Annotated in this window: 25 protein-coding genes and 1 tRNA gene; 8 read left to right on the top strand and 18 right to left on the bottom strand. The window is 35.2% G+C overall.

Annotated features, from left to right (window positions below; translation table 11 throughout):
* The first annotated feature begins 166 nt into the window (after positions 1-166).
* Together ACM55K_RS03455 and ACM55K_RS03450 are read left to right on the top strand one after the other, a co-directional pair.
* A complete protein-coding gene (locus ACM55K_RS03455; RefSeq protein ID WP_416848839.1) occupies positions 167-1,075 on the top strand; it encodes a pseudouridine synthase in 909 nt (302 codons plus the stop codon).
* 85 nt (positions 1,076-1,160) lie between these two features.
* Complete coding sequence (locus ACM55K_RS03450; RefSeq protein WP_416848838.1) at positions 1,161-1,523, top strand: nuclear transport factor 2 family protein; 363 nt, start codon at positions 1,161-1,163, stop codon at positions 1,521-1,523.
* A 136-nt stretch (positions 1,524-1,659) separates the two neighbouring features.
* Here ACM55K_RS03450 and ACM55K_RS03445 read toward each other — a convergent pair whose 3' ends face one another.
* The 4 genes from ACM55K_RS03445 to ACM55K_RS03430 all read right to left on the bottom strand — a co-directional run bounded on the left by ACM55K_RS03445 (position 1,660) and on the right by ACM55K_RS03430 (position 6,958).
* Positions 1,660-3,696 carry a DUF2264 domain-containing protein gene (locus ACM55K_RS03445; protein WP_416848837.1) on the bottom strand — a complete coding sequence of 679 codons (2,037 nt, stop codon included), beginning with the start codon at positions 3,694-3,696 and terminating at the stop codon, positions 1,660-1,662.
* A gap of 56 nt (positions 3,697-3,752) precedes the next feature.
* Positions 3,753-4,808: a YyaL domain-containing protein gene (locus tag ACM55K_RS03440; RefSeq protein ID WP_416848836.1), complete on the bottom strand. Its 1,056-nt coding sequence runs from the start codon at positions 4,806-4,808 to the stop codon at positions 3,753-3,755.
* 179 nt (positions 4,809-4,987) lie between these two features.
* A complete protein-coding gene (locus ACM55K_RS03435; protein WP_416848835.1) occupies positions 4,988-6,301 on the bottom strand; it encodes a BNR repeat-containing protein in 1,314 nt (437 codons plus the stop codon).
* A 575-nt stretch (positions 6,302-6,876) separates the two neighbouring features.
* Positions 6,877-6,958: transfer RNA gene (locus ACM55K_RS03430), tRNA-Leu, on the bottom strand.
* 106 nt (positions 6,959-7,064) lie between these two features.
* Between ACM55K_RS03430 and ACM55K_RS03425 the strand changes: the two genes are divergently transcribed.
* Complete coding sequence (locus ACM55K_RS03425; RefSeq protein ID WP_416848834.1) at positions 7,065-8,453, top strand: dipeptidase; 1,389 nt, start codon at positions 7,065-7,067, stop codon at positions 8,451-8,453.
* A gap of 55 nt (positions 8,454-8,508) precedes the next feature.
* On the opposite strand, the gene ACM55K_RS03420 is transcribed toward ACM55K_RS03425, so the two are convergent.
* The 6 genes from ACM55K_RS03420 to ACM55K_RS03395 all read right to left on the bottom strand — a co-directional run bounded on the left by ACM55K_RS03420 (position 8,509) and on the right by ACM55K_RS03395 (position 13,831).
* Positions 8,509-9,276 carry a hypothetical protein gene (locus tag ACM55K_RS03420; protein WP_416848833.1) on the bottom strand — a complete coding sequence of 256 codons (768 nt, stop codon included), beginning with the start codon at positions 9,274-9,276 and terminating at the stop codon, positions 8,509-8,511.
* 328 nt (positions 9,277-9,604) lie between these two features.
* Entirely contained in the window at positions 9,605-10,450 is an 846-nt protein-coding gene (locus tag ACM55K_RS03415; protein ID WP_416848832.1) for an SGNH/GDSL hydrolase family protein, read from the bottom strand.
* Positions 10,451-10,705: 255 nt separating this feature from the next.
* Positions 10,706-10,948, bottom strand: coding sequence for a hypothetical protein (locus ACM55K_RS03410; protein WP_416848831.1), 243 nt, complete (start codon positions 10,946-10,948; stop codon positions 10,706-10,708).
* 36 nt (positions 10,949-10,984) lie between these two features.
* Positions 10,985-11,344 carry a hypothetical protein gene (locus ACM55K_RS03405; protein ID WP_416848830.1) on the bottom strand — a complete coding sequence of 120 codons (360 nt, stop codon included), beginning with the start codon at positions 11,342-11,344 and terminating at the stop codon, positions 10,985-10,987.
* A gap of 225 nt (positions 11,345-11,569) precedes the next feature.
* Positions 11,570-12,085 (bottom strand): hypothetical protein, encoded by a 516-nt coding sequence (locus ACM55K_RS03400; RefSeq protein ID WP_416848829.1) that lies wholly within the window; start codon positions 12,083-12,085, stop codon positions 11,570-11,572.
* A gap of 375 nt (positions 12,086-12,460) precedes the next feature.
* A complete protein-coding gene (locus ACM55K_RS03395) occupies positions 12,461-13,831 on the bottom strand; it encodes a saccharopine dehydrogenase family protein (protein WP_416848828.1) in 1,371 nt (456 codons plus the stop codon).
* Between the two features lie 210 nt (positions 13,832-14,041).
* Between ACM55K_RS03395 and ACM55K_RS03390 the strand changes: the two genes are divergently transcribed.
* The 3 genes from ACM55K_RS03390 to ACM55K_RS03380 all read left to right on the top strand — a co-directional run bounded on the left by ACM55K_RS03390 (position 14,042) and on the right by ACM55K_RS03380 (position 17,363).
* Positions 14,042-14,428 (top strand): DUF423 domain-containing protein, encoded by a 387-nt coding sequence (locus ACM55K_RS03390; RefSeq protein ID WP_416848827.1) that lies wholly within the window; start codon positions 14,042-14,044, stop codon positions 14,426-14,428.
* Between the two features lie 80 nt (positions 14,429-14,508).
* Positions 14,509-16,110 carry a phosphoenolpyruvate carboxykinase (ATP) gene (pckA, locus tag ACM55K_RS03385; RefSeq protein ID WP_416848826.1) on the top strand — a complete coding sequence of 534 codons (1,602 nt, stop codon included), beginning with the start codon at positions 14,509-14,511 and terminating at the stop codon, positions 16,108-16,110.
* Between the two features lie 152 nt (positions 16,111-16,262).
* Complete coding sequence (locus ACM55K_RS03380; RefSeq protein WP_416848825.1) at positions 16,263-17,363, top strand: DUF4407 domain-containing protein; 1,101 nt, start codon at positions 16,263-16,265, stop codon at positions 17,361-17,363.
* Between the two features lie 75 nt (positions 17,364-17,438).
* Here ACM55K_RS03380 and ACM55K_RS03375 read toward each other — a convergent pair whose 3' ends face one another.
* The 6 genes from ACM55K_RS03375 to ruvC all read right to left on the bottom strand — a co-directional run bounded on the left by ACM55K_RS03375 (position 17,439) and on the right by ruvC (position 21,677).
* Positions 17,439-18,149, bottom strand: a complete 711-nt coding sequence (locus ACM55K_RS03375; RefSeq protein WP_416848824.1) for a PH domain-containing protein — start codon at positions 18,147-18,149, stop codon at positions 17,439-17,441.
* Between the two features lie 66 nt (positions 18,150-18,215).
* Positions 18,216-18,587 carry an MmcQ/YjbR family DNA-binding protein gene (locus ACM55K_RS03370; protein ID WP_416848823.1) on the bottom strand — a complete coding sequence of 124 codons (372 nt, stop codon included), beginning with the start codon at positions 18,585-18,587 and terminating at the stop codon, positions 18,216-18,218.
* A gap of 20 nt (positions 18,588-18,607) precedes the next feature.
* On the bottom strand, positions 18,608-19,039 hold the full coding sequence (locus ACM55K_RS03365) for a GNAT family N-acetyltransferase (RefSeq protein WP_416848822.1): 432 nt from the start codon (positions 19,037-19,039) through the stop codon (positions 18,608-18,610).
* Positions 19,036-19,815, bottom strand: a complete 780-nt coding sequence (locus tag ACM55K_RS03360) for a cyclase family protein (RefSeq protein ID WP_416848821.1) — start codon at positions 19,813-19,815, stop codon at positions 19,036-19,038. Before ACM55K_RS03360 ends, ACM55K_RS03365 begins: the two co-directional genes overlap by 4 nt.
* 95 nt (positions 19,816-19,910) lie before the next feature.
* Positions 19,911-21,059 carry a radical SAM family heme chaperone HemW gene (hemW, locus tag ACM55K_RS03355; protein WP_416848820.1) on the bottom strand — a complete coding sequence of 383 codons (1,149 nt, stop codon included), beginning with the start codon at positions 21,057-21,059 and terminating at the stop codon, positions 19,911-19,913.
* A 63-nt stretch (positions 21,060-21,122) separates the two neighbouring features.
* Positions 21,123-21,677 (bottom strand): crossover junction endodeoxyribonuclease RuvC, encoded by a 555-nt coding sequence (gene ruvC / locus ACM55K_RS03350; protein ID WP_416837275.1) that lies wholly within the window; start codon positions 21,675-21,677, stop codon positions 21,123-21,125.
* Between the two features lie 23 nt (positions 21,678-21,700).
* Between ruvC and ACM55K_RS03345 the strand changes: the two genes are divergently transcribed.
* Both ACM55K_RS03345 and ACM55K_RS03340 read left to right on the top strand, forming a co-directional pair.
* Positions 21,701-22,645: a hypothetical protein gene (locus tag ACM55K_RS03345; protein WP_416848819.1), complete on the top strand. Its 945-nt coding sequence runs from the start codon at positions 21,701-21,703 to the stop codon at positions 22,643-22,645.
* A complete protein-coding gene (locus tag ACM55K_RS03340) occupies positions 22,642-23,739 on the top strand; it encodes a glycosyltransferase family 2 protein (RefSeq protein WP_416848818.1) in 1,098 nt (365 codons plus the stop codon). Before ACM55K_RS03345 ends, ACM55K_RS03340 begins: the two co-directional genes overlap by 4 nt.
* 139 nt (positions 23,740-23,878) lie before the next feature.
* On the opposite strand, the gene ACM55K_RS03335 is transcribed toward ACM55K_RS03340, so the two are convergent.
* On the bottom strand, positions 23,879-24,355 hold the full coding sequence (locus ACM55K_RS03335) for a hypothetical protein (protein ID WP_416848980.1): 477 nt from the start codon (positions 24,353-24,355) through the stop codon (positions 23,879-23,881).
* 42 nt (positions 24,356-24,397) lie between these two features.
* Positions 24,398-24,781: a hypothetical protein gene (locus ACM55K_RS03330; RefSeq protein ID WP_416848817.1), complete on the bottom strand. Its 384-nt coding sequence runs from the start codon at positions 24,779-24,781 to the stop codon at positions 24,398-24,400.
* Between the last annotated feature and the right edge of the window lie 7 nt (positions 24,782-24,788).

Genomic DNA, 24,788 nt, shown 5'->3' with positions numbered 1-24,788 from the left:
TTCTTAAAAAAGAAAAAGATAGAGTGGAAAGCGGGAAATAGCTCCAAAAAATGAAAACTTAAACGTATTAATTAGCTTATTAACTAGATAGTTACCGTTTTTATAATTGGCTCTTATTGATTGTCAACTATATAAATAGTATCTTTGCACAAATTATTGGAATATTATGAATAACAAGGAAGGCAATAATAAGAAAAGTGGTCCAAGAGCGAATAGCTCAAGACCAAGTTCGAATAAGCCAAAACCTGCCATGCAGAAGCGCGCTCAAGGGCCGAAAAAAGTTAAAGTAAATACTAAAGTTGCCGATATCGCTACTGATAAAGTAGAGAAAAAACCAAATCAAGCACCAAAGAGACCGAAAGTAAAAGACGAAATTCGTTTGAATAAATACATCGCTAATTCTGGTGCGTGCTCGCGTCGTGATGCGGATATTTATATTCAATCCGGAACAGTGAAAGTAAACGGAATTCCTGTTACCGAAATGGGATACATGGTAAAACCTGGAGATGTTGTAAATTTTGACGGTGCCACTTTGACACCAGAGAAAAAAGTGTACATCTTACTGAACAAACCAAAAAACTTTACAACTGCCATGGACGAAGGTCAGGAGTATCGTAATGTATTGGAACTGGTAAAAGGCTCTACTACTGCAAAAATTGGCGCAGTTGGAAGAATGGACAAGAATACGACTGGATTATTATTGTTTACGAACGATACGGATATGATTCGTAAGTTTACTTTGCCAAGTCAAAAATCATCTAAAATATACCAAGTTTCACTTGACAAAAACTTGAAATATGAAGATTTAGAAAAAATAAACAAAGGTTTGACTCTTGACGGACACCGCGTTTTTGTGGAAGATGTAAGTTACATTGATGGTGAAGCGAAAAGTGAAATTGGGTTGCAATTAAGATCTTCTAACGTAAAAGTGGTTCGTTCTATTTTCGAACATTTTAGTTATGATGTTTTGCGTATTGACAGAGTTTCTTTTGCTGGTTTGACCAAAAAGAATTTGCCAAGAGGAAACTGGAGATTGCTTACCGAACAAGAAATCATCAATTTGAAGAACGTTTAATATTTCTTTGAAATTATAAAATAAAATCCCTTTTGCATAAAGCGAAATGGGATTTTTTTAATTAAAAATTCAATCCTAAAATAGTATGACACCCGAAAAACTACAATTAATTGCTTTTAAATGGTTTGAAACTTTTAATAATAAAGAGCTAGAAAAACTATTGTCTTTATATGATGAAGACGCGGTACATTTTAGTCCAAAACTAAAAATGTACAAACCTGACACGAATGGTTTTGTTACGGGTAAAGAGGCTTTGCGAGAATGGTGGCAAGATGCTTTTGAGCGTTTACCCAGTTTGAACTATAAAGTTAAATCGCTTACCGCAAACGGTGACCGTGTTTTTATGGAATATATTAGAACCGTGAACGGAGAAGAAGATATGCTTATTGCTGAAGTATTAGACATAAAGGAGAATAAAATAATTGCTTCCCGAGTGTATCACGGATAAAAACCGACTTTGAATAAAAACACAAATCCCATTTAGCTTTCGGCCAAATGGGATTTGTGTTTTTTATAACCTATTGTATTTAAATAAAAAAGCTTGGCGATTTAAACTAAAACTCTATGAGTAATAGAACCGTGAATTAATTATATTTTACAATCTTTTTTTCGCCATTTACCATCGTGATTCGTACTGCATTTTCTTTTTCGGAATACTTAATTTTGTTCACAGGCAACAACTCTTTATCGCTCCATTTTTCTCCTGACTTTTTCCATAGCATTAAAGTGGCATAAATAGCAGCGGTATCTTTTTGAGGCATAAAATTAGTACTAAGATCTATCACTGCACTTTCATCACTGGAAGGATTTAAACCTTTAGCGGCAACCACCTCTATTTTATCCCAACCTAAAAGCGGAATCATTGCCAACTGGTATTTTCCATTATCAATAATAGTCACCTGACGTCCTTTTACTTTAACAATAGTCGTTTTAATTGCCACATCCAACTTTGGTAAAGCATAATGACCTAATCGTATAGCAATTGGATCAGTGCTGCTATTTTTATCCACTCTTAAAATACCATTCGCTAAAGGAATATCGGCTAAATTAAATTTGACATTGCTATTGGTCTCCAAAACCACATCCCGATAATAAACACCCTCCTCAAACTTCTTAAAAGTGTACATTCGGAACGGTTCCCATTCCTGTTTTTTGTTTTTAAAAACATAGTTCATCGCTACTTCACCATTGACACCATCAGCTTGCCAAGGGAAGGCACTGTTGTACGACAATCGGTTGTAGTTTTCACTTCCTCTAAATTTTTCGTTAGCATTAATTACAGGAACATTACACCATGCTCTTAACTCGGCTGCGCCAATATTAGGATAATCGGTAATTAAAATTTCGGAAGATTTCTGGAATTTATGATAGACCGTATCTTTTGCAAATTCTTTATCCCAAGCTCCCTCGTTTTCTTTTGCTGTCCAAAACGGATTATTATCCGGAACCATCAGTCCCAAGAATGCTTTTCCCATCCAATAGACGCTTCCACGACAACTATAACCTTGTACAGCAGGTTCGAAAGCACCATAAAACCCTAGAGTAGGAACATTGTCTTTCATAAAATCAGGATTTTCTAAAAATTGCTTCATCACTCCCGAAGAAATTCTTCTCATCCAACCAAAATTAATATCTTTATCTTGTTCATATCCCATCAGTGGAAAAGGGATAATAGAACCTATTCGATAGCTGATGCTGCGCCCCCACATGATCATCTCTCCGTTTCGACTGAACATATACGGATAATTATCTTTTAGATCTTTAAAATTAGTTTCGAACTTGGCAGCAAACTCCGGATAGTATTTTTTTCCAATATATTCAGACCAAACCATTCCATACATTTGGAAAGCCCACATGCTGTAATAATCAAAAGCGGGATTATCATTATACCAACCTCCGCCTCTATAATGATCCAATGATTTCTGCAGGTAATCCACCAGCAATTTCTCATTAACAGGATAGCCTTTGTCTTTGAAAAAACTCAACACGAAAATATTAAAAAACTTCCAATTAGAAGGCACCGTCGGACCATCAGCATAACTGATCATCGTTTTGGCCAACGCATCTTTTTGAACCTGAGGCAGCGGTTCCCACAATATTTCAGGTGCAATTAGCATGGACACTGACAGGGCTCCGAATTCCACTAAATTTTGGTTTGGACCGCCATTTTTTGAACGAGGCACAATATAAGACGAACTGCTTGGGTCTATTAACTTACCGATTTGATATCTGTAATAATCCGCAACTTTTATAGTATTGATTGCTAAAGATGGATTGTCTTTTAAAAGTGGAGCCGCTACAAATAACGTTCTACATAGTCCTTCTAATTTTTCCGTTGGAACTTTTCCTTCGTCCTTTGGGTAACTAATTCCTGGTTGTTTAGGAAACTTCATTGGATCATCCAGATTATGGATGTAACCAAAGGCACCTTTCAATAAATAAAGCGCGGCATCTTTCCAGTGTTGTTTGGTCATTCCGGTATAAGGACTTAACGTATAATCCGGGTTTACAATTTTAAAAACGTTATCATCTGTTGCATTCAGAACCGATTCTTCTTGCTGTTGCGCTAATACCGGTACGCACATCAGAAGTAACAAAATCAATGAATATTTTTTTTTCATAAAACTAATTACCATATGAAGGATTTATAAAACAGCATTCCTATACGTTTTTTACTCTATTTTATTTGTTTTTTATACCTCAGCATTGCTTCCACTAAATAATAATCCCCATACGTTAAAGGAACATCTATTTCTGATTTTTCGGGAATATGTCCTACCCCATGTTTCAACAAAAAGCCTCCATTAGTTCCTTCTTCGGCTATATATTCTTTAGAAGTCAATGTTGTAATAATCGTTTTGGCTGCTGCAAAATATTTTTTGGAAGCCGCTGAATCAACATAATTCTTTAATTCTAATAAAGCCGAAGCCATAACAGATCCAGCCGAAGAATCTCGTAAAGCATCTGGAATATTGGGCGCATTAAAATCCCAATACGGCACTTTATCTTTAGGCAGATTCGGATGGTTTAAAATAAATTCTGCGATAGCGACCGCTTGATCTAAATATTTTTTATCTTTTGTTGCTCTATACATCACGGTATAACCATACAATCCCCACGCTTGGCCTCTAGCCCAAGCCGATTCATCAGCATATCCCTGAGCGGTTCTTTTTCGTTTAACTTCACCCGTCTTACTATTATAATTTACAACATGATACGAGCTATGATCTGCACGGAAGTGATTTTTCAAAGTGGTATTGGCGTGTTTAACGGCAATGTCATAATATTTTTTATCACCACTGTATTCACTGGCCCAAAAAAGGAGTTCTAAATTCATCATGTTATCTATAATGACCAGATAACCGTCATCCGAAGAATCCCAAGATTTAATGCAACCCACTTTTTCATCAAAACGGGAAGCCAACGATTTTGCACTATTCATTAGTATTTCCGCATATTCTGGTTTTGGATGCAAGCGATTGGCATTTCCAAAACTACAAAACATCATAAACCCAAGATCGTGTGTTGTCTTATTATATTGTTCCCTCTTCAAATCTTGCAAAATCCTGTCTATTTCACCTTCTAATACCGGCGACTTGACTGCTTCATCCAAATACAGCATTGTTCCGGGATAAAAACCACTGCACCACCATCCTGAACCGCTGGTTTCCAATCTATCTTTGGCAACATAATACGTTTTTGGATATTTGTCTTTAGGCAGTCTGTTCCTCATATACGTATACTGACCGACCCCTCGATTAAGGGCAGTATCAATCTGCTTTTCTAATTTATTAACAGCGCAAGAGCTTAACAGCAAAGTTGCACCCACAGAAACAAGCAGGCACTTTCTTGTTTTTTTTATTTTTTGTAAAAACATTTGATTAAAATATGTATTGATTATTTTATTTTTTTCTATTTCGGTAAACTATTTATTTCTAAAACGCTTATCATAGTTGGTGGTATTTTAGCCAATCCTTCGCCGTCAATTTGGGTGACATTTTGAGAAAAAATATGCAATTTATTTTTCTTTTGCCAGAGCGAAATATCATAATTTGGTTCCCATTGTCCTACTGAAGTACTGGTTAAATCTACTATTTTCCAATTACTGTTCCCTTTCAAATTATTGTAAGCCAGTGCCATTTTATTGCCTCTTTCTTCATCCCTAAAAATAACATACAACACCGGACTGCTTTCTTTATCATCGATAAGCAAATCGGGTCTTGAAATAGGTATCTGTTTAGTGCCGCCTCCGCCAAGAAAAAAAGGCGTTTTTCGGAATCCAGTATTTATTCTTTTCCAGTTTCCATGATCCAAATAGACAATTTGATATTGCGGAATTTTATTTTCACTCCAATACGTTACAATATAGGGATTGCCTTTTTTATCGACAGCCATTGCTGTTTGATTGATTAAATTACTTTTTTGAGGAATTTTCCAAGCATATTCAGCAGTTGAAACGGTTATGGGCAATGTATATTTTTCTCCTGTGGATTTCTCCCAAGTCACACCACCATCTTTGGACCGTGCATAACACAAATCATGATTGGTAGACACATCCCAACTTTCTCTCCAAACCCATGAAAGATGAATCACTCCTTGCTTATCTACACTGGTCTGCCAATAAGCGCTTCTTTTTCCCTCTCCGTTTAGTAAATTTTGCTGTACTTGCGACCAACTTTTACTTTTTAAATCATAGGAATTGATCACCATATTTCCTCTTCCTGATGCCCCAGATCGGTAAAAAAAGAGCAATCCTCCGTTAGGTAAATTATAAAATTCAGGATACGTAACTTTTAGTTCCTGATTGCCCGTCATAGCCAGTTCTTCCCCAAGTTCTAAACCCATCGATTTTTTACTTTTTACATAGCGAAGTTTAGTATCATGATGATCCCAACTTACATGCAAGTACCCATCACCATCAATAGCTATGCTGATCGCATTATGCGCATCTTTTGTATTTCCTTTATACACCGTCTTGACAATTTCCCAATTAGACGTATTTAACTTTCTTTTTCCAAGAACGAGACAACTATTTTCATCATAATATGCTGTAAATTGATACTCTCTATAAGTTGTTAAAGCATTTTTTCGGAATTTAACTACGTTTACTGAATTGTTATTCCAACCATATCCAATTTCTGTTTGCCCATTTTTTTGCGAATTACACGCTGATAAACAGACCATAAAACTGCAAAAAAACCATTTTAATATCTTACTGCTTGTCATTGATTTCAAGATTATATTTATACGTTAAATTTTGTTTTTTATTACGATTAAGAATTCAAAAGAATGAGAAACAAGCTCATGATTCTCATCTGATTTTCTCTTTCAGAAAATCTTTATTCCTATTTATTCTATTAAACAATCCCATCGATTGTATTAATTAATAAAGCAGCTAATTATTTAATTATACTAAACTGTTCTAAAAACAACCCTCCATTTGTTTTACACTGATAACAATGAGAAACAAAGGTGTATAAATTATATAATGCTATTCCGAAAATTAAAAGTAAAACAACAAATTCTATTTACATACCAGACCCTACCACTTTTTATACATTGCAATAAAAAACCATATATAAATGCACTCTTAATGAGATACATAAAACAACCTGCTTTATAGCGAATCAATCTTTAAAACCTGTGGTGAAATATCAAAAAAGGGATATTTGAATTTATAAACAACCACCGATGGCAGATTCTTGTAGTGAACTTATAAAGAATACTTTTTCTCAAAAAGAAAAGTGATAAAACAAAAAACCCTTTAAACGTTGTTTTCAACGAATAAAGGGTTTTTAAAGTGCGGATAATAGGACTCGAACCTACACGCCTTGCGGCACCAGATCCTAAGTCTGGCATGTCTACCAATTTCACCATATCCGCGCAATTGTGGGTGCAAAGATAAACATAACTTCCAATTTTCAAAGTAAATTTCACAAAAAATATTCATACTCTTTTTTGTACTTTTGAAATATAAACAAAATCAATAATGGAAAATATAAAATCATACGTTCAACAACACAAAGATCGTTTCATAAACGAATTAATTGAATTATTGAAAATCCCATCCGTAAGTGCTGACACTGCTTATTCTCAAGATGTTATCGACACCGCTGAGGCAGTAAAAGTAAGTTTAGAAAAAGCAGGTTGTGATTTTGTTGAGATTTGCGACACGCCAGGTTATCCAATTGTTTACGGTGAAAAAATCATTGATAAATCGTTGCCTACGGTTCTAGTTTATGGCCATTATGATGTGCAACCGCCAGATCCATTGGAATTATGGACTTCTCCCCCCTTTGAACCCGTTATCAAAAAAACCGAAATCCATCCTGAAGGCGCCATTTTTGCCCGAGGATCTTGTGACGATAAAGGCCAAATGTACATGCACGTAAAAGCATTGGAATACATGGTGCAATCAAATACTTTGCCTTGCAATGTGAAATTCATGATTGAAGGTGAAGAAGAAGTGGGTTCCAAAAGTTTGAGTTGGTTTGTGGAACGCAATCAAGAAAAACTAAAAAACGATGTGATTTTAATTTCTGATACGGGAATGATTTCAAATCAGCAACCTTCCATCACAACTGGCTTGCGTGGATTAAGCTATGTAGAAGTTGAAGTTACGGGACCTAATCGTGATTTGCATTCTGGATTATACGGTGGTGCGGTGGCCAATCCCATTAACATTTTGGCAAAAATGATTGCTTCACTGCATGACGATGACAATCACATTACCATACCGGGCTTTTATGATAAAGTTCAGGAATTATCTCTCGAAGAACGAGCTGAAATGGCCAAAGCGCCTTTCAATTTAGACGATTATAAAAAAGCACTGGACTTAAAGGATGTTTATGGCGAAAAAGGATATGTAACCAATGAAAGAAATTCGATTCGTCCTACACTGGACGTCAACGGAATTTGGGGTGGATACACCGGAGAAGGTGCCAAAACCGTAATTGCGAGTAAGGCTTTCGCCAAAATCTCGATGCGATTAGTCCCTAACCAAGACTGGGAAGAAATTACCGAACTGTTCACCAAACATTTCATCAGCATTGCTCCAGCCGGTGTTACCGTAAAAGTAAAACCACATCATGGCGGACAAGGGTATGTAACACCAATAGACAGCATAGGATACAAAGCCGCAAATATGGCGTATACCGAGACTTTTGGAATTCCTGCAATTCCAGTGCGTTCCGGAGGAAGTATTCCCATTGTAGCCTTATTTGAGAAAGAATTGAAAAGCAAAACCATCCTGATGGGATTTGGTCTGGATAGCGATGCAATTCACTCGCCAAACGAACATTTTGGAATATTCAATTATTTGAAAGGAATTGAAACTATTCCGTTGTTTTATAAATATTTTGTGGAGTTGAGCAAGTAGTATTTTACCACAAAGAAAATTCATTAAAATCCGTTCCGAAATGAGCGGATTTTTTTTAGAAATTATAGGTCAGTTCTAACGTATTATTTGGCGGAACAGTAATTTCAAAATCTTGACTCGATCCAATTCCGTTTTTTCTTCTAATTACTCGTATTATATTTTTTTCTCCTTCGGCTACAAATACATTTAATCTATTATTTAAATTTGTTGCAATCCAATTACCATAGCCACTAAAACCGGTAGAATATTCAGAATTTAGAAATGTATTTAGTCCAACTTTAGGACCAAAAGGATACAATGTTCGCACTTCAAATAAATCTCCTGCTCGCTGCGAAACAAAATTATTTAGATTAACTTTTATAAATGCTTTTTTGGGAATGTAAAAAGTTTCATCAATAATAGTGTCTCTGCGTGTTATTGAATAAATTGCAAAACCAATGTCTGTTGAACTTCCTCCAATTAAGTTATTCGTTCTAATATATTTATTTACATCAATTTTAGAGTCATCGATTTCAACGTCAAAATATCCACCCGCTGAATTTCCCAATTCACGATCTTTTATAAAAAAGTCTTTATTAAAATTTCCGTTTTGGTCGGATTCTATATTTACAATTTTTCGTGTTGATCCTCCGCCTAATTCGCCGCCACCAATTTTATATTTCAAGGACACTCTGATATTTGGAACCGGGAGATTGTTTAGAGTAACAAATCTACCCCTTAACACCGTACAATTCGATGTACAATCATTATTGGTATCATCTTCTGTTTTTTCGCAACTTGTAAAAACTAAAAATAGAACAACAATTCTAATTAGATTTTTCATATATTTTCGTTTAAATTTCAATTTTATTTTTTACAAAAAAATAGTCCAACGTTTTGATGCTGAATGAGGTTGTGATTTTTATAGCAAAATATTTTCTGCTGCAAAATTGAAAGTTATGAAAACAATTGGTTCTATTCTCGAAAATTCAGCAACCTTCGTGGTGCTGTTATGCAAGGTTTTAATTTAAAGCTTAGATTTCAAATCCATCCTTTCGTGATAAAATAATAATCGAACTCAGGTTATCATTGGAACGGCATATAATGTTAGTTATGAATTCGGGAGACTTCACAACTGGGAACCTGTTCATTTTGTTTCTTAAATTTTTTACTTATTCAACAACAAAATCCGAAGGCAATGCCAATAATTGATATTGAATGGTTTTTGCCAGGCGGTAATCCCCTAGTGCATTGGGATGCAGTCTATCCTTCTCTTTGTCATGAAAGTATTGCGATTGCGCATCGGCCATTGGAAAAAGACCACTTATCGAATAGAGGTCAATCAACGGAACCGCCCAATAAGAAGCCGCTTGCTTCAAAATAGCAACATAGGAATCGATATACAGTCCTTGTCCGTTACCATAGTTTTCGTCAGGTTGCACATTTTTCTCGTTAAACTTGGCAAACCCCCTATGAATAGGTGTCATAATAATAATTTGTTGTTGTGGGTAATTGTTTTTCAGGTATGACATCGCTTTATTAATCCGTCCGCAAAAGGTTGAATCATTCAGGTTTGGAGTCCGGTATTTACGTGTCACTTCCTTTCCGTTAAAGTTGGTTTGCCTTGTTGTTTCACTGAAAAACTCACCCAACGGAGTATCGTGGTTATAGTCATTCGTACCCGCAAAAATCAATATTGCATCAACGTTTGTTCCTTTTTCTTCGTGCAACTTCGCAGACTGCTTGTAAATGTCATTCCACTGATTTCCGCTGACGCCATATACAAAAGGTTCTATCCCCAGTAATTCACCCAGATACTCCCAGTAAACACAAGTAGTTCCTATACGACGTTTGTCTGTCATCGAATCCCCCAGAAAAGCCACCCGCTTGCCCTGCCATTGTGAGTTTGGTGTTTTTTCTTTGTCTGTTAGTTTTACTTTTGGAACAACTTGTTGTGCAAATCCGTTAAAACCAACTGTCAATAAAAGGATGCAGACACTTGCAATTATATGTTTCATATTTTAATGTATTTATGGTTATGCAAAATAGTTATAGAAGTCAAGTCAGTTTCAAGAGATGGTTTCGATTTTGATGAATCCAACTTTAAACGTGTTTTTTTTATCATAATTTTCGGATCGCTCGTATTTAGTTGTGGTCACGAGCGGGACGCTCGCGCTAGTAGGGGAGTATTTTTGGCTGAACGTAAACGTGGTTGATTACAGTAATTCCACTAAAACCCCAATCTATCCAAACTGCTGTTATGCACAGTTTTTCTATGGCTCGCTAGTGTATTGTCGCCCTTGTATTTCTGTGCATAGTCCTTTATTTACTAAGTTCAGTGTTTCGCCTAGTTTTCCTTTGTCTTCAAAGACTGTATCTTTTTTTACTCCATTCTCAATACGTGAAAGAAAAACAATACGTCCCATTTTTCCATTTTCTAAAAGTCTATTTTCATACCAAATTACCCCTTTTGTGTTATCTAAAACTTGTCCGTAGAATGCTCTTGAAACATACAATATGCTGTCTGTTTCACGGTCTGTTTCTGTCCCTGGTTATTGATAACTATTTTCTCCATGTTCAGCAAATAATTTTCCGTTCGAAGGTGAGTTAATATAAATTGAAATGTTTGCGTCACACTCGTTACAGTCTCGTCCGGAGAAAATTAAAAAAGGAACTTTGTTACTGAAAGAAACTTGTCCAATAAATTGAAGTTCAAATAAATTGGTTTCAAAAGTCTGTCCGTTTTTAAAAACTAGTTTATTACCGTCAACTTTGTCAAAGAGCCAAGCTGTTGAAACTTTATTTTTGGTTGTTGAACTGTCTGTTGTTTCATCAATAACGCTTTTTGAATTTTCCTTACTTCCGCAACCGAGAAAAGACCAAAGCGTTAATATTATTACGAGATGTTTCATTTTCTGTGTCTTTCTAAAATTGGGCATAACGTTCCCTTACTACAATTGATTTGAAATTAAATTAAGCCCATTTCGGATTTACCTAAACAAACCAAATACAAAACCAACTTTCCTTTAAGCCAATTACCCAAATCCGTTGTAGTAGCTTTTGTGCGTTCAGTTTTTTTATTTTGTTACAATTTTCAGTTTCGCTTCCGCAACGTTTAAGCCGGAAGCATTTTTAAACTATTTTATCATGAATTCATATACAACAATAGCAGAGGCAATAACACCTGCGATCCAACTTACTATTTCTAAGAGTGATTTTGTATTAGATTTTATAGATATTGTTGGATTTATTATTTGTGTTATTGGACTTTTAAAATCACTTTTTGATGATTGAATTCCGTGATTATTTACTGCAATATAATTTTCAGCAATAATAGTAGGTTTAACTTTTTCTAATTCTTTATCATTTATGAATTTTTCGTATTTTAAATGTCCGCCTTTCTCTTTAGCTAAAATTCCTTTTTCAGTAAGTTCAAACCAATCAGGTTCTTTTGATATATATTTAAAATAACTAAGCTTATTTCCTAATGCAACTATTTTATCACAAAATTCAAGGAAATCATACTTTTCCGTTTCGGTTGGAGATATGTGTTTTTCGTATAAAATATTGTTAGAACTATTAGGTTCAGCAATTTCTGCTTCGAGTATTAAAATATCTAAATATTTGTACAATAAATCTCTTTCTGTTTTCATATGTTATTTTTTCTAAACTGAGGCATAACTTGTATATAAGCGATACAAACCTTCTTAAATACTCTCAAATATGGGTAGATTGGCGAAGGTTTTTTTGCTTTATGTTTCTTCAAATATAATTAAATTTTCTTACAATTAACCAAAACGACTTCGAATCAGTTGGATGCTTTGCGTGAGGGATGGCAGCGAAAATCCTTTATGTTTTTTCTTTAAAAACATAAAGATTGCAGCGTACAGCCCGACCCGAAGTTTTTACGCAGGGTCACGCCCAAAGAATACGTATTCAATAAATGAATTTCATAAAAAAATCCGCAAATCAAGACGTTTATCAAGAGCTGCGGATTCAACAAATTAAAAAATATAAAAAAGAAACTACTAATTAAAATCTTTATCAGGATTGTATCCCAAGTAAGGCATTGTCTGTTCTTTGAAAACAACACCGTATTCTTCCAGCTCTTTCAAAATAGGCAAATAGACTTCTTTACGTATAGGGAGCTGTACGCCCGGAGTGGTGATTTTACCATTCAGTATTAATAATGTAGCCATAGCTACTGGTAAACCAACGGTTTTTGCCATTGCGGTATAGGTTTGGTCTTCGCCAATGCAAACCATTTTTGAATCTATTTGCTCTTTTTTGCCATTTAACTCGTACCCAAATTTATGGTACATGACAATCATATCTTTATCATTCGGCTGAAGCATCCAGCTATCACTTAGGATTTTCTCCAGAATTTGCGCCGGAGTGGCCTTTTTCAAACCTACTTTTTTATTGCGATTGAATAAATCCAGTTCCAAAAGTTTGTCCCACATGATATCATCTTGGTCGATTTTAAGAATCAACCGCATTTTACTTTCTACAGAATCCGTTGGATGATAGGGCAAAAAGGAATTCACAAATTCTCGGTAACTCATGTTTTCCGAATCTTCCATACTATAACTGTCATCCGTCATGCCTAATTGCACAAACATGTTCCATGCTTTGGAAAATCCTACTTTACGAATGGTCCCTCTATATAAGGTAAGGACATCATCCAGTCCATAAACACTACGATACTTCAGCGAATCTCTGTTGGAATAGGCTTCAAATCGACCGTATCCTTCTACTTCCAGAAATTCAGTTCTGCGAAATAAATTACAATACGGAATGTATTTATACGTTCCTTCCTGAATAAACTTGGCTGCCCCGCCCTGTCCTGCCAAAACCACATTTCGTGGTGCCCAGGTAAATTTATAATTCCAAAGATTAGTGTCGGACTCAGGTGCTACAAGTCCGCCGCAGAAAGATTCAAACAAAAGCATATTGCCTCCTTTATCCTTAATTTCATCAATAACTTTCATGGCGCTCATGTGATCTATTCCAGGATCCAGACCAATTTCATTCATGAAAATCAAGTTATTTTCTTTTGCCAAAGCGTCCAATTCCTGCATGGCATCACTAACATAAGAGGCCGTAACTAAGTGTTTTTTATAAACAATACAATCTCTTGCCACTTCAATATGTAAATGTGCGGGCAACATGGAAATAACAATATTGGCTTTTTGAATGGCTTCTTTTCTTTGATTTTCATCAAAAATATCTAAGGCTATTGGTGTTGCATTTGGGTGATTATTGGTTTTCTTTTCAGCCAAATCCAATGATAAATCTCCAATAATCAGATGCAGTTGCTCCTTTTCTGATTTATTTAAAAGATATTGTATCAACGACGATGCTGATCTTCCTGCCCCAATGATTAAAATTATCCTCATAATTACATAAATATAACACAAATATACAATATTGTTGTATTTATAACAAATAGTATTTTATTAAAACATTTAAATATTTTCACAAAGTGCCCTAAAAATCGCTAAAACATACGATTTATAAAAAATCAAACTTCAAAAAAGAAACTTGAGAATTTCTTTTTACAATGCGTAGATAAGAGATACTTTTGTGTGGCAAATAAATTAAAAAAAATGGACAAGAAATTAATTTCAACAGGAGCGATATTTGGGATGATAGCCATAATTTTAGGAGCATTTGGCGCACATGCCCTAAAAAAAGTACTGTCTCTGGAACAACTTTCCACTTTTGAGACCGGAGTACGGTATCAAATGTACCATGCTGTTTTTTTATTATTTATTGGGTTACTAAATAACCTATCCCAAAAAGCAAAAAAAACAATCTATTTTTTAGTTCTTTTTGGAGTAATTTTATTTTCAGGATCGATTTATTTATTGGCAACAAATGACCTCACTTCTTTTGATTTTAAGGTCATCGGATTTGTGACACCCATCGGCGGACTCCTATTAATACTAGCCTGGGGAGTTTTATTACTGAATATTATTAATAAAAAATCATAAAATCAAGATAATCAAATCCTATCTGAAATATAATTTCTACTTTTGCAGTCTATAAAACAAACACACACAACATCAAATTTATGGACAATAACATCCTTATCTCGCAATCGATTTCGTTAAAAGACTTAGGAATTGAAAATGCAAAAGTTAATTACCAATTATCGCCAGACGAATTGCATGAAATTACAATAAAATCTGGTCAAGGAGTGGAAAGCTCAACAGGAGCATTGGCAATTAATACAGGTGAATATACCGGACGGTCTCCATTAGATCGCTTTATTGTAAAAGACAGCATAACTGAAAACCAAGTTTGGTGGGGGAAAGTAAATATTCCTTTCGAATCAGATGCATTTGACGCTTTATACAAAAAAGTTACTGACTATTTATCCAATAAAGAAGTTTTTGTTAGAGACTCCTATGTTTGTGCTGATCCTAATTACAGATTAAATGTTAGAGTTATCACGGAAACGGCTTGGGCAAATTTGTTTTGCTACAATATGTTTCTGAGACCGGAACTTGAAGAATTAGCAAATTTTTCTCCGGAATGGACCTTACTGTGTGTCCCAAGTTTCCTTGCAGATCCAGCAGTTGATGGTACACGCCAAAGCAATTTTGCCATATTAGACTTTACAAGAAAAGTAGTTCTTATAGGTGGGACAGGATACACTGGTGAAATGAAAAAAGGAATTTTCTCTGCTTTGAATTTCATTATGCCTGTTTTCAAAAATACGTTACCCATGCATTGCAGCGCCAATGTGGGTGATGAAGGAGATACTGCTATTTTCTTTGGTTTATCAGGAACTGGTAAAACAACTTTATCAGCTGATCCAAAAAGAAAACTTATTGGAGATGATGAACATGGCTGGACGAATGAAAACACTGTTTTCAATTTTGAAGGAGGCTGCTATGCCAAAGTAGTAAACCTTTCTGAAGAAAATGAACCAGATATTTTTAGAGCCATTAAAAAAGGGGCCATTTTAGAAAATGTAGTTTTCAAAGAGGGAACTAATGAAGTAGATTTTCAAGATGTTTCCATAACACCAAATACAAGAGTCAGTTACCCTATTTACCATATTGATAACATTCAGCCCAGTTCTATTGGAAAAAATCCAAAAAATATCTTCTTCTTGACGGCAGATTCTTTTGGTATTTTACCTCCAATTTCTAAATTGACACCTGGTCAGGCGGCGTATCATTTTATTTCCGGTTATACTGCAAAAGTAGCCGGAACTGAAGCTGGTGTAACGGAGCCTCAACCTAATTTTTCTGCTTGTTTTGGCGCGCCTTTTATGCCATTGCACCCAACAAAATATGCAGAAATGTTAAGCAAAAAAATGAAAGATTCGAATGTAAAAGTTTGGTTGATCAATACGGGTTGGACAGGTGGACCTTACGGAATAGGAAGCCGAATGAAACTGAAATACACAAGAGCCATGATTACTGCTGCTTTAAATGGAGAATTAGATACTGTGGCGTATGAGAATCACACAGTATTCGGAATTGCAAAACCACAATCTTGCCCTAATGTTCCTAGCGAAATATTGAATCCAAGAAATACTTGGGAAGATCCGGAACTATACGATAAAAAAGCGGTTGAATTAGCGCAGAAATTCAAAGCTAACTTCGCCAAATTTGAAGAATTTGCCAATGACGAAATTATGGCAGGAGCTCCTTTAGCATAAGTTATTATTAATTCAAAAACCAAAAAAGCTGTTCGTTATGAACGGCTTTTTTTATGCATAAAAATTGCTAACCAAAAACAAACCAACTATTTATACCATTATTTAAAATTTGGCGTTAAATTTGTAATCATCAATCAATCAAAAAAACAATCATGTTAAAACAATTTTTCATCCTATGTTCAGGGGCTGACAAAAACCTACTTGAAGGTTGCTCTGAAGGGGAACAAACCAAATATGTTGGTATTGGCGCCACCGTTTTCTTTACTGCCGTCATGGCTTTTATCGCCAGCGCGTATGCCCTTTTTACTGTTTTCGATAATGTATATCCCGCTTTACTCTTTGGTTTAGTTTGGAGTTTACTTATTTTCAATTTGGATCGTTTTATTGTTTCTACCATTCGAAAAAGAGACCAATTTGGAAGTGAATTTCTACAAGCAACACCCCGAATTATTTTGGCGGTAATCATTGCTATCGTAATTTCAAAACCATTGGAAATTAAAATTTTCGAAAAAGAAATCAACACCGTTTTATTGAAAGAGAAAAACGCCATGGCCTTGAATAACAAAAAGGAAGTGGCTAATTATTTCAAATCGGATTTAGACAAAAATAAAGCTGACATAGCCAGTTTAAAATCAGAAATCACCAAGAAAGAAAAAGAGGTAAATACGCTTTACGAAACCTATATTACTGAGGCCGAAGGAACCGCCGGAACAAAAAAATTAGGCAAAGGCCCCGTTTTTAAAGAAAAAATAGCCAAACATGATTTGGTTAAGAAAGAACTGGATACTTTACAAAAAACCAACTTAGCCAAAATTGCTGAAATGGAGCTAAAATCTAAAACACTTCAAGCAGATTTAGACAAAAAAGTAACCGAAACCCAACCCATAATCGATGGATTTGATGGTTTAATGGCGCGAATCAATGCGTTGAATAAATTACCTTGGCTGCCGTCCTTTTTTATCATGCTGTTATTCCTGGCAATCGAAACGTCCCCAATTATTGCAAAATTATTATCCCCAAAAGGAGAATATGATTTTAAACTGGACGATTTAGAAACGGCTCTAAAAGCTACTTTGGACCAAGACAAATACCAACGAAATTTATTGGTAAAAACCAGTGCTACCATGCACGATAAAGTCTATGAAGATATTGCACAAGATAAAAACCTATACGACTTACAACGAAAGAAAGCGACTGAGTTACTGGAATTACAAGCCCATAATTTTGTAGAAAAACAGAAAAGCACTTTATAATAAAAAGCAAACCCGACAAGCATTAAGCATGTCGGGTTTGCTATTTTTTTAAACTTCTAAATTCTGATTCCTAAACTACATATAACTCAAAATTTCTTTTTTGAAAGCATCATATTCGCCTTGCAAAATCAATCCGTTATCCAGTAATTTTTTATAATTCTGCAATTTTTCAAAAAGTTCATCTTGCGAAAATCCACTTAATCCATTTTCTTTTGGAGTTTCAGGCGAAGTGTTGAGCTGCTCGTTTTCCATAATATAAACTGGCGGCGTAACTGGTATTATTTCAGCGAAGCTGGTCACTTCTTCCGTTTCCATTTCTTCGATAACTTCCACTTCTTCAATTGGAGGAACCGGAATTTCATTAAATATTACTGCATTTGAAACTGCGCTACCTTTCAAAATATCCAATTGCTCTTTGGCGTACGTAAATATTTTTCGAGCTTGAATTTTAGGGATATAATCAATCGAAACCTCCATGTTGGTTCTCGTCGTAAAAGAAAACTCTGAACCCAGAATATTTTCTTTCACAAAAGTTCCTTCTATCTCGTCCCAAGTGTAATCAATAAAATTCATGGAAAGTCCCAGATTTTTTGGCTGACAAATGATGATTCTTTTATTGGTCATCACAATACTATCAGGTAAAACGGTAATAGCTGGTTTTTTTTGAACAGCGATATATCCGATTTCTTCATTCTTCATCAATAAATCACTCAATTTTGAAGCGATTTTTTCGATGGCTTTTGGATCTTGTTCTTCGTTTAAAAACTTCTTAAATTGTTCTTTCATTTTTATGCTGAATTTATTCAGTACGCATTTATAATTTTATTCTAAAATTCTTGGCAAAAGTAATGCCTAATTTTCTAATTCTTGAATTTCAAGCTGTATTTTCTTTGTTAAACTTTTGAAAACCAATTCGTAGGAATGATCTATTAGTTCTTTGAAAAAGGCGTCTTGAACATCTCTATTTACAGCAATCGTGTTCCAATGCATTTTATTCATGTGAAATCCCGGTTGAATAGCATCATATTCAGCGCGTAATACCTGGGCGCGCTCTGGATCACATTTCAAATTCACTGCTGGCTGTCCTTTTTCCCATTGGTTTAATGACGACAAAGCAAATATTTTACCTCCTACTTTAAAGACTAAAGTATCTTCATCAAAAGGAAAATGTTCGGTGACTCCTTTTTTAGAAAGACAATATTCATAATACGTTTCTAAATTCATCTTTTAAAATTATTTCTAAGTCAAATTATTTTCTTTTCCATCATTTTTTCTGGATTTTCCAATGCTGTAAAACCAAATTTCTCATATAAAAAGTGTGCATCTGATGTCGCTAATCGCCAAATTTTAACCTCTTTTAGTTTAGGTTCATTCATCATACTGTTTATTAGAATAGCCGAATAACCTTTACCTCGATGTTCTTCCGTAATAAAAACATCCATTAGATAAGCAAAAACGACATAGTCCGTAATCACTCGTGCGAAACCAATTTGTTTATCATTTAAATAAATTCCAAAACAAAACGAATGATCGATTGTGGTTTGAACTTCGGCCATTGTTCGTCCTGCAGCCCAATAAATATCTTTCAGAAAGTGCTGAATAAACGGAACGTCTAGCTTATTTTTATCGGTTGAAACGGACACGAGCCCATAAGGCGAACTGGCGGAGCATATCATATTTTATATAGTATCGGTTTACTCGGACTCGCATCATTTTCGAATGGCGCGATTTGCAAATTCAACAAATAACTTCCGTCTTTTACTTCATTTGGAACAAAAATCATCTCGGTAATTGTACAATCCAATCTTGCATCTGCATTCAAATTATTGATATTTGTTACATTCCAAAACGCTTTGTGCGCCAGTAATTTCCCTTCGTCATGTTCTTTATCAACACTTGGCAAATCAATCAATAAATGCTTAATCCCGCTTTCGCGAATGAAACGCGCAGCAGCTGCAGCCAGATAAGGCGGATTCGTATTCGAATATTTCAACTGTTTTTTTGATTCTAAATTGGGAATTGTTCGAATGACAATCGCTTCTCTTGGAATACCTAACTTCAATGTCACATCGAGCGCAGTCGTGATGCTATCCAAAGTAATCACCAAATCCTCTCCTTGTCTTTCTGGCACAACCGAAATCAATTCTGCCAAAAAGAAAAACTGCTTCAACGACTGATTAATACTGTAAAATTCCCGTGTAATATGTCCCAGACATTCAGTGTGGGTTCCGTGTCCGTGTGGATTGAAAAAAATATTGTTGAAATTGGTAGACGATTTTCCTTCCGATACTTTCCCTATCCATTCCCCAAAAACGACCGGTTCAATGACTGGTTTCTCGATATACCAAGCAATAGGATTTTCATCGGTATTCGTTAACGGAATCGAAATATCAATGGGTTTTGATAGATCGACCTCGAAGGTCTGGTTGTTATGTTGGATTGTTGCTAACACAAATTATTTTTTTATACCGCTAAGGCGCTAAGGCGCAAAGTTCCGAACCAAACTTTACTTATTTCTTTGTGCCTTTGTGTCTTTGTGGCGAATTTTTACTCTTCCAAATTTAAGTAAAATAAGTCTGACGCAATTCCATCTGTCAAAAACTTTCCTTTTGGTGTCGGTTTTAGAATCTTATTTTCGATAAAAACTAAATCGTCCTCAAGAAATTTCTGAGTCTGTTTATTAAGATAGTTCAAATATGCATTCCCAAATTCAGTTTCGATTCTATCCAAAGAAACACCCCAAATAGTTCGCAAACCTGTCATAACATATTCGTTATATCGATCAGCTGTCGAAAGGATTTCTATTTCGTTAGGCAGTTTATTTTCTTGAATGGATTTCAAATAAATAGAATTATTCGAAACATTCCAACTTCTCGAAACGCCATCATAACTGTGTGCCGAAGGACCAATTCCAATATATTTCTTTCCCAGCCAATACGCCGAATTATTTTTTGAAAAATAATTGACCTTTCCAAAATTCGATAATTCATAATGAATAAAATCATTGGCTTCGAGCGTTTCTACCAAAATAGCGAAATGTTCTTGGGCGACTTCATCTTTAGGAGCTGCAATTTTTCCCGTTTGAATCAATTTATTCAATGCCGTTTTTGGTTCCACCGTCAACGCGTAACTCGAAATATGCGGAATACCAAATGACAAAGCCGTTTCAATGTTTTGTTTCCATTTCTCGTTGCTCATTCCCGGAATTCCGTATATCAAATCAAGAGAAATATTGTCGAAATACTTGGTAGCTTCTTCCAAACATTTTTTGGCTTCCGCCGAATTATGGGCACGGTTCATCAGTTGTAAATCTTCTTCAAAGAAAGACTGAATCCCAATGCTTAATCGGTTAATTTTACTTTTAGACAATTCAATTATTCGTTCGCTTGACAAATCATCAGGATTGGCTTCAAGTGTAATTTCTGGATTTTCTGAAACAGAATAGTTTTTATACACTTCCGCTATCAGGAAATTAATTTCTTCGGATGTTAAAACACTTGGTGTTCCTCCTCCAAAATAAATGGTTTCCACTCCCGAGAATTCGGGATCGTTTTCACTCTCACTTTTACGCATTTGAATTTCTTTGGCAATTGCCAAAACCATCTCTTCTTTCTTCTTCATCGAAGTCGAAAAATGAAAGTCGCAATAGTGACACGCCTGCTTGCAAAAAGGGATATGAATGTAGATTCCGCTCATTAATTTAGTGTTCCGTCGCAGTCGCAATTTCCAGTTCCTGAGACTGAAAACTGCGAGTGAAAACTATTTTTTAACCCGTTCTTCGTTTTGTTTTACAAATGCATCCCAACCGGTATAACTTTTCTCTCCAACCACTTTTCCGGAATTGAAAAAATGACAGACCGCGGCTGCTAATCCGTCGGTACTATCGAGATTTTTAGGCAATTCTTTTAATCCTAAAAGTTGCTGGAGCATTTTGGCTACTTGTTCTTTGCTGGCGTTCCCGTTTCCGGTAATTGCCATTTTTATTTTCTTGGGTTCGTATTCGGTAATAGGAATGTCTCTTGAAAGTCCTGCTGCCATTGCCACTCCTTGTGCGCGTCCCAACTTCAACATCGATTGTACGTTTTTACCAAAGAAAGGTGCTTCAATCGCAATTTCATCTGGATTGTGGGTATCGATTAACTCAATGGTCCGTTCGAAAATGATTTTCAGTTTCTGGTAATGGTTATCGTATTTGGACAATTGCAGTTCGTTCAATTGCAAGAATACCATTTTTTTATTGACAATTTTTATCAATCCAAAACCCATAATCGTAGTCCCTGGGTCAATTCCCAATATGATGCGCTCGTTTGCCAATTTTAATTTGTTATTTTGCAGTAATGATTACAATTCCTCACAAAGCTAAGCAATTCCTCGTTCTTATAATCAAAGTTTTGATTGTGGGTGGCGCATTCTATTTTATTTACAATCAATTGGCAAATAACGACAAACTGGATTGGCAAAAATTCATCGTTTTATTCCAAAAAAATCAGTCAGTTGGTGGAATTGTCTTCATTTTATTTCTCAGTGTTTTGAATCGGTTTTTTGAAATTTTGAAATGGCAGAATCTGGTCGGATTTATCCATAAAATATCGCTGGGCGAAGCTACTAAACAAGTTCTTGGTGCGCTGACTGCCGGACTTTTTACACCAAATGGCGTGGGGGAATATGCCGGAAAAGCATTGTTTTTCGAGAAAAAAGACACTAAAAATGTCCTTTTTTTAAACCTCATTTGCAACGGAATCCAAATGATTTTGACCGTTATTTTTGGAATTTTCGGCTTATTGTATTTCAATGCTCAGTATAATGTGATTACTACAAAAACCGTTGCGCTTCTTTTTGGATTGCTAATACTGGTGTTTTTTGTTTCTTTTCTCTTGAAAAAATTCACGATTAAAGGCTATTCCATCGAAAGACTCATTCATAAGATTAACGAAATCCCAAAACCCATTCATCAAAAAAACATCTTTTTAGCGATTTGTCGTTTCTTGGTTTTTTCACACCAATATTATTTTTTATTTCTGGCTTTTGATGTTGCTTTGCCTTATTTAATAGTCATTGCCACAATCACAAGTGTTTACTTTTTAGCTTCCTCCTTGCCTACTTTCCAATTTTTAGACTTTGCCGTAAAAGGAAGTGTAGCGGTATATTTCTTTGGCATTCTTGGCGTAAACGAATGGATAGTGATTTTTGTGACCACGCTTATGTGGTTTCTGAATGTAGTTTTGCCAGTTGTAATTGGCAGTTATTATGTGTTGAATTTTAAAACTAAAAATTCGATATGATTTTTGTGTTGTCCTTCATTATAATCCTCTATTGCTCGGCGATTATCTTCCTAATTTATGGTTTCAACAAAGTAAATACTATCGATTACATTAGTTTAAAACCAAAGAAAAAATTCTCGATTATCGTTCCTTTTCGGAATGAAACGGAGAATCTGCCTATTTTATTAGACGGTCTATCCAAGTTGAATTATCCGATGGAATTGTTTGAAGTGATTTTGGTGGATGACGAATCCGAAGAAAGATTTCAGGTTTCAGACTTCAGGTTTCAGGTCTCCATTATAAAGAATATTCGGGTTTCGAATTCACCCAAGAAAGATGCGATTGTAACCGCAATGCAAATCGTAAAGACGAATTGGATCATCACCACTGATGCTGATTGCACAGTCAATAAAAACTGGTTATTGACATTGGACAATTACATTCAACTCCATGATGTTTCGATGATTGCCGGGGCAGTGACGTATGATTGTGATGATTCGTTTCTACATCATTTCCAGCAATTGGATTTGGCTAGTTTACAAGGAGCCACAATAGGAAGTTTTGGAATAAAAAAAGGATTTATGTGTAATGGAGCTAATTTTGCTTACACGAAATCCTTCTTTCAGGAGCTAAATGGCTTTAATGGAAATGATGAAATTGCAAGTGGCGATGATGTTTTCCTGTTGCAAAAAGCGATTGCTCAATTTCCAGAAAAAGTCCATTATTTGAAATCTGAAAATAACATTGTCATCACAAAACCATTGAATGATTGGAAATCGTTATTCTATCAAAGAGTGCGCTGGGCTTCGAAAACAAGTTCGTACCAAAGTACTTTCGGAAAAGGATTGGGAATATTGGTTTTTGCCGGAAATTTGTGTTTGATTTTGGGAATTAGCTTTTGCATATTCGGTTTGGTTTCGTTTTCAAATATCTTTTTGTTATTGATACTCAAATTTTCAGTTGATGCTATTTTGATTTACAAAGCCAATCATTTTTTGAATAAAAGTAAAATGCGCTATTTGGTTTTAAGCAATTTGTTGTATCCGTTTTTTAGCACAGGTGTGGCTTTGCATTCTTTGTTTGGCAAATATGAATGGAAGGGGAGAAAATTTTAGATTGCAGATTTTTGATTTCTGAAACGATATTTCTTGTTTTACACTAAAGCCCTAGCCCAGATAGAAGTGAAAATCCTTAATGTTTTTTCTTTAAAAACAGTAAGATTGCAACGAATAGCTGGAAATAGCTCCTAGAAAACTACTCTACTTTTAGAATTACCGGAAGAATAAATTGTGTTTTTACAGGAATTCCGCGTTTGATGGCTGGATTCACTTTTGGAAAATCGACCAAACGCGCTTTTAGGATGCTGTCAATTTTTATTCTGTCGTAAGCAACGGAATCTTTGGGAAATTGTGGTTCGAATTGCATCGTGGCGTTAGGAAAAACAGTGACTTTTACTTCAATCGTGTCCAATTCCGGATAAAGAACCGAAAGGGTGTCAACGCTCAATTTTTCCTGAATCAACTGCGTTAAAACTTCAAAAAAACATTGCTGGCGTTGCGTTTTATTCTCTATTTTTTCGCAATCTACAACCGACGGGTATTCATCGACTTCTTTCCAGTTGATCGATTTCAGTTCCTTTTGCAACAATTCCTTTTCCGAAGGCACTTGCTTTTCGAAATATTGGCAGGAATTAAAAAGTATAATTACTAAAAAAAGGTAATAGTGCTTCAAGGTTTTGTTTTTCAATTGAACTAATATTTTATAAAAATACAATTATTTTTTTTGAGTTGCTTTAGAAAGCAAATAATCTTCGTAGGTTTCAGCAAACCATTTCTTTTTGTTTTCGGCAGCAATTTCTTTTTGGTCTGGATATAATGCCGCCAATCGATCTGAAAAAATAGCAATCTGAATGGTATATTTATAGAATTCTTCTTTTGTCAATACTAAATTGGGATTGGCTTTTTTATCGAAAAATTCAAAAAAAAGTGTATCAAACTGTTTCAAAGAAAAATTTGATACTTTTACTCTATTGGCATTGTATACCGTTTCTTTCAAAAGGGCATCAGCAGTATTCACCGTTTTCTCTTGGGCTTGTAAGGACTCCTGAGAAATCAGGAAAAATAGCGCAATGGAAAATACTAAAATTATTTTTCTCATATTCGTT

The organism is Flavobacterium arabinosi (genome assembly GCF_048158725.1).
Classification (GTDB): Bacteria; Bacteroidota; Bacteroidia; order Flavobacteriales; family Flavobacteriaceae; genus Flavobacterium; species Flavobacterium arabinosi.
This window is presented reverse-complemented; position numbering and strand designations above follow the sequence as displayed.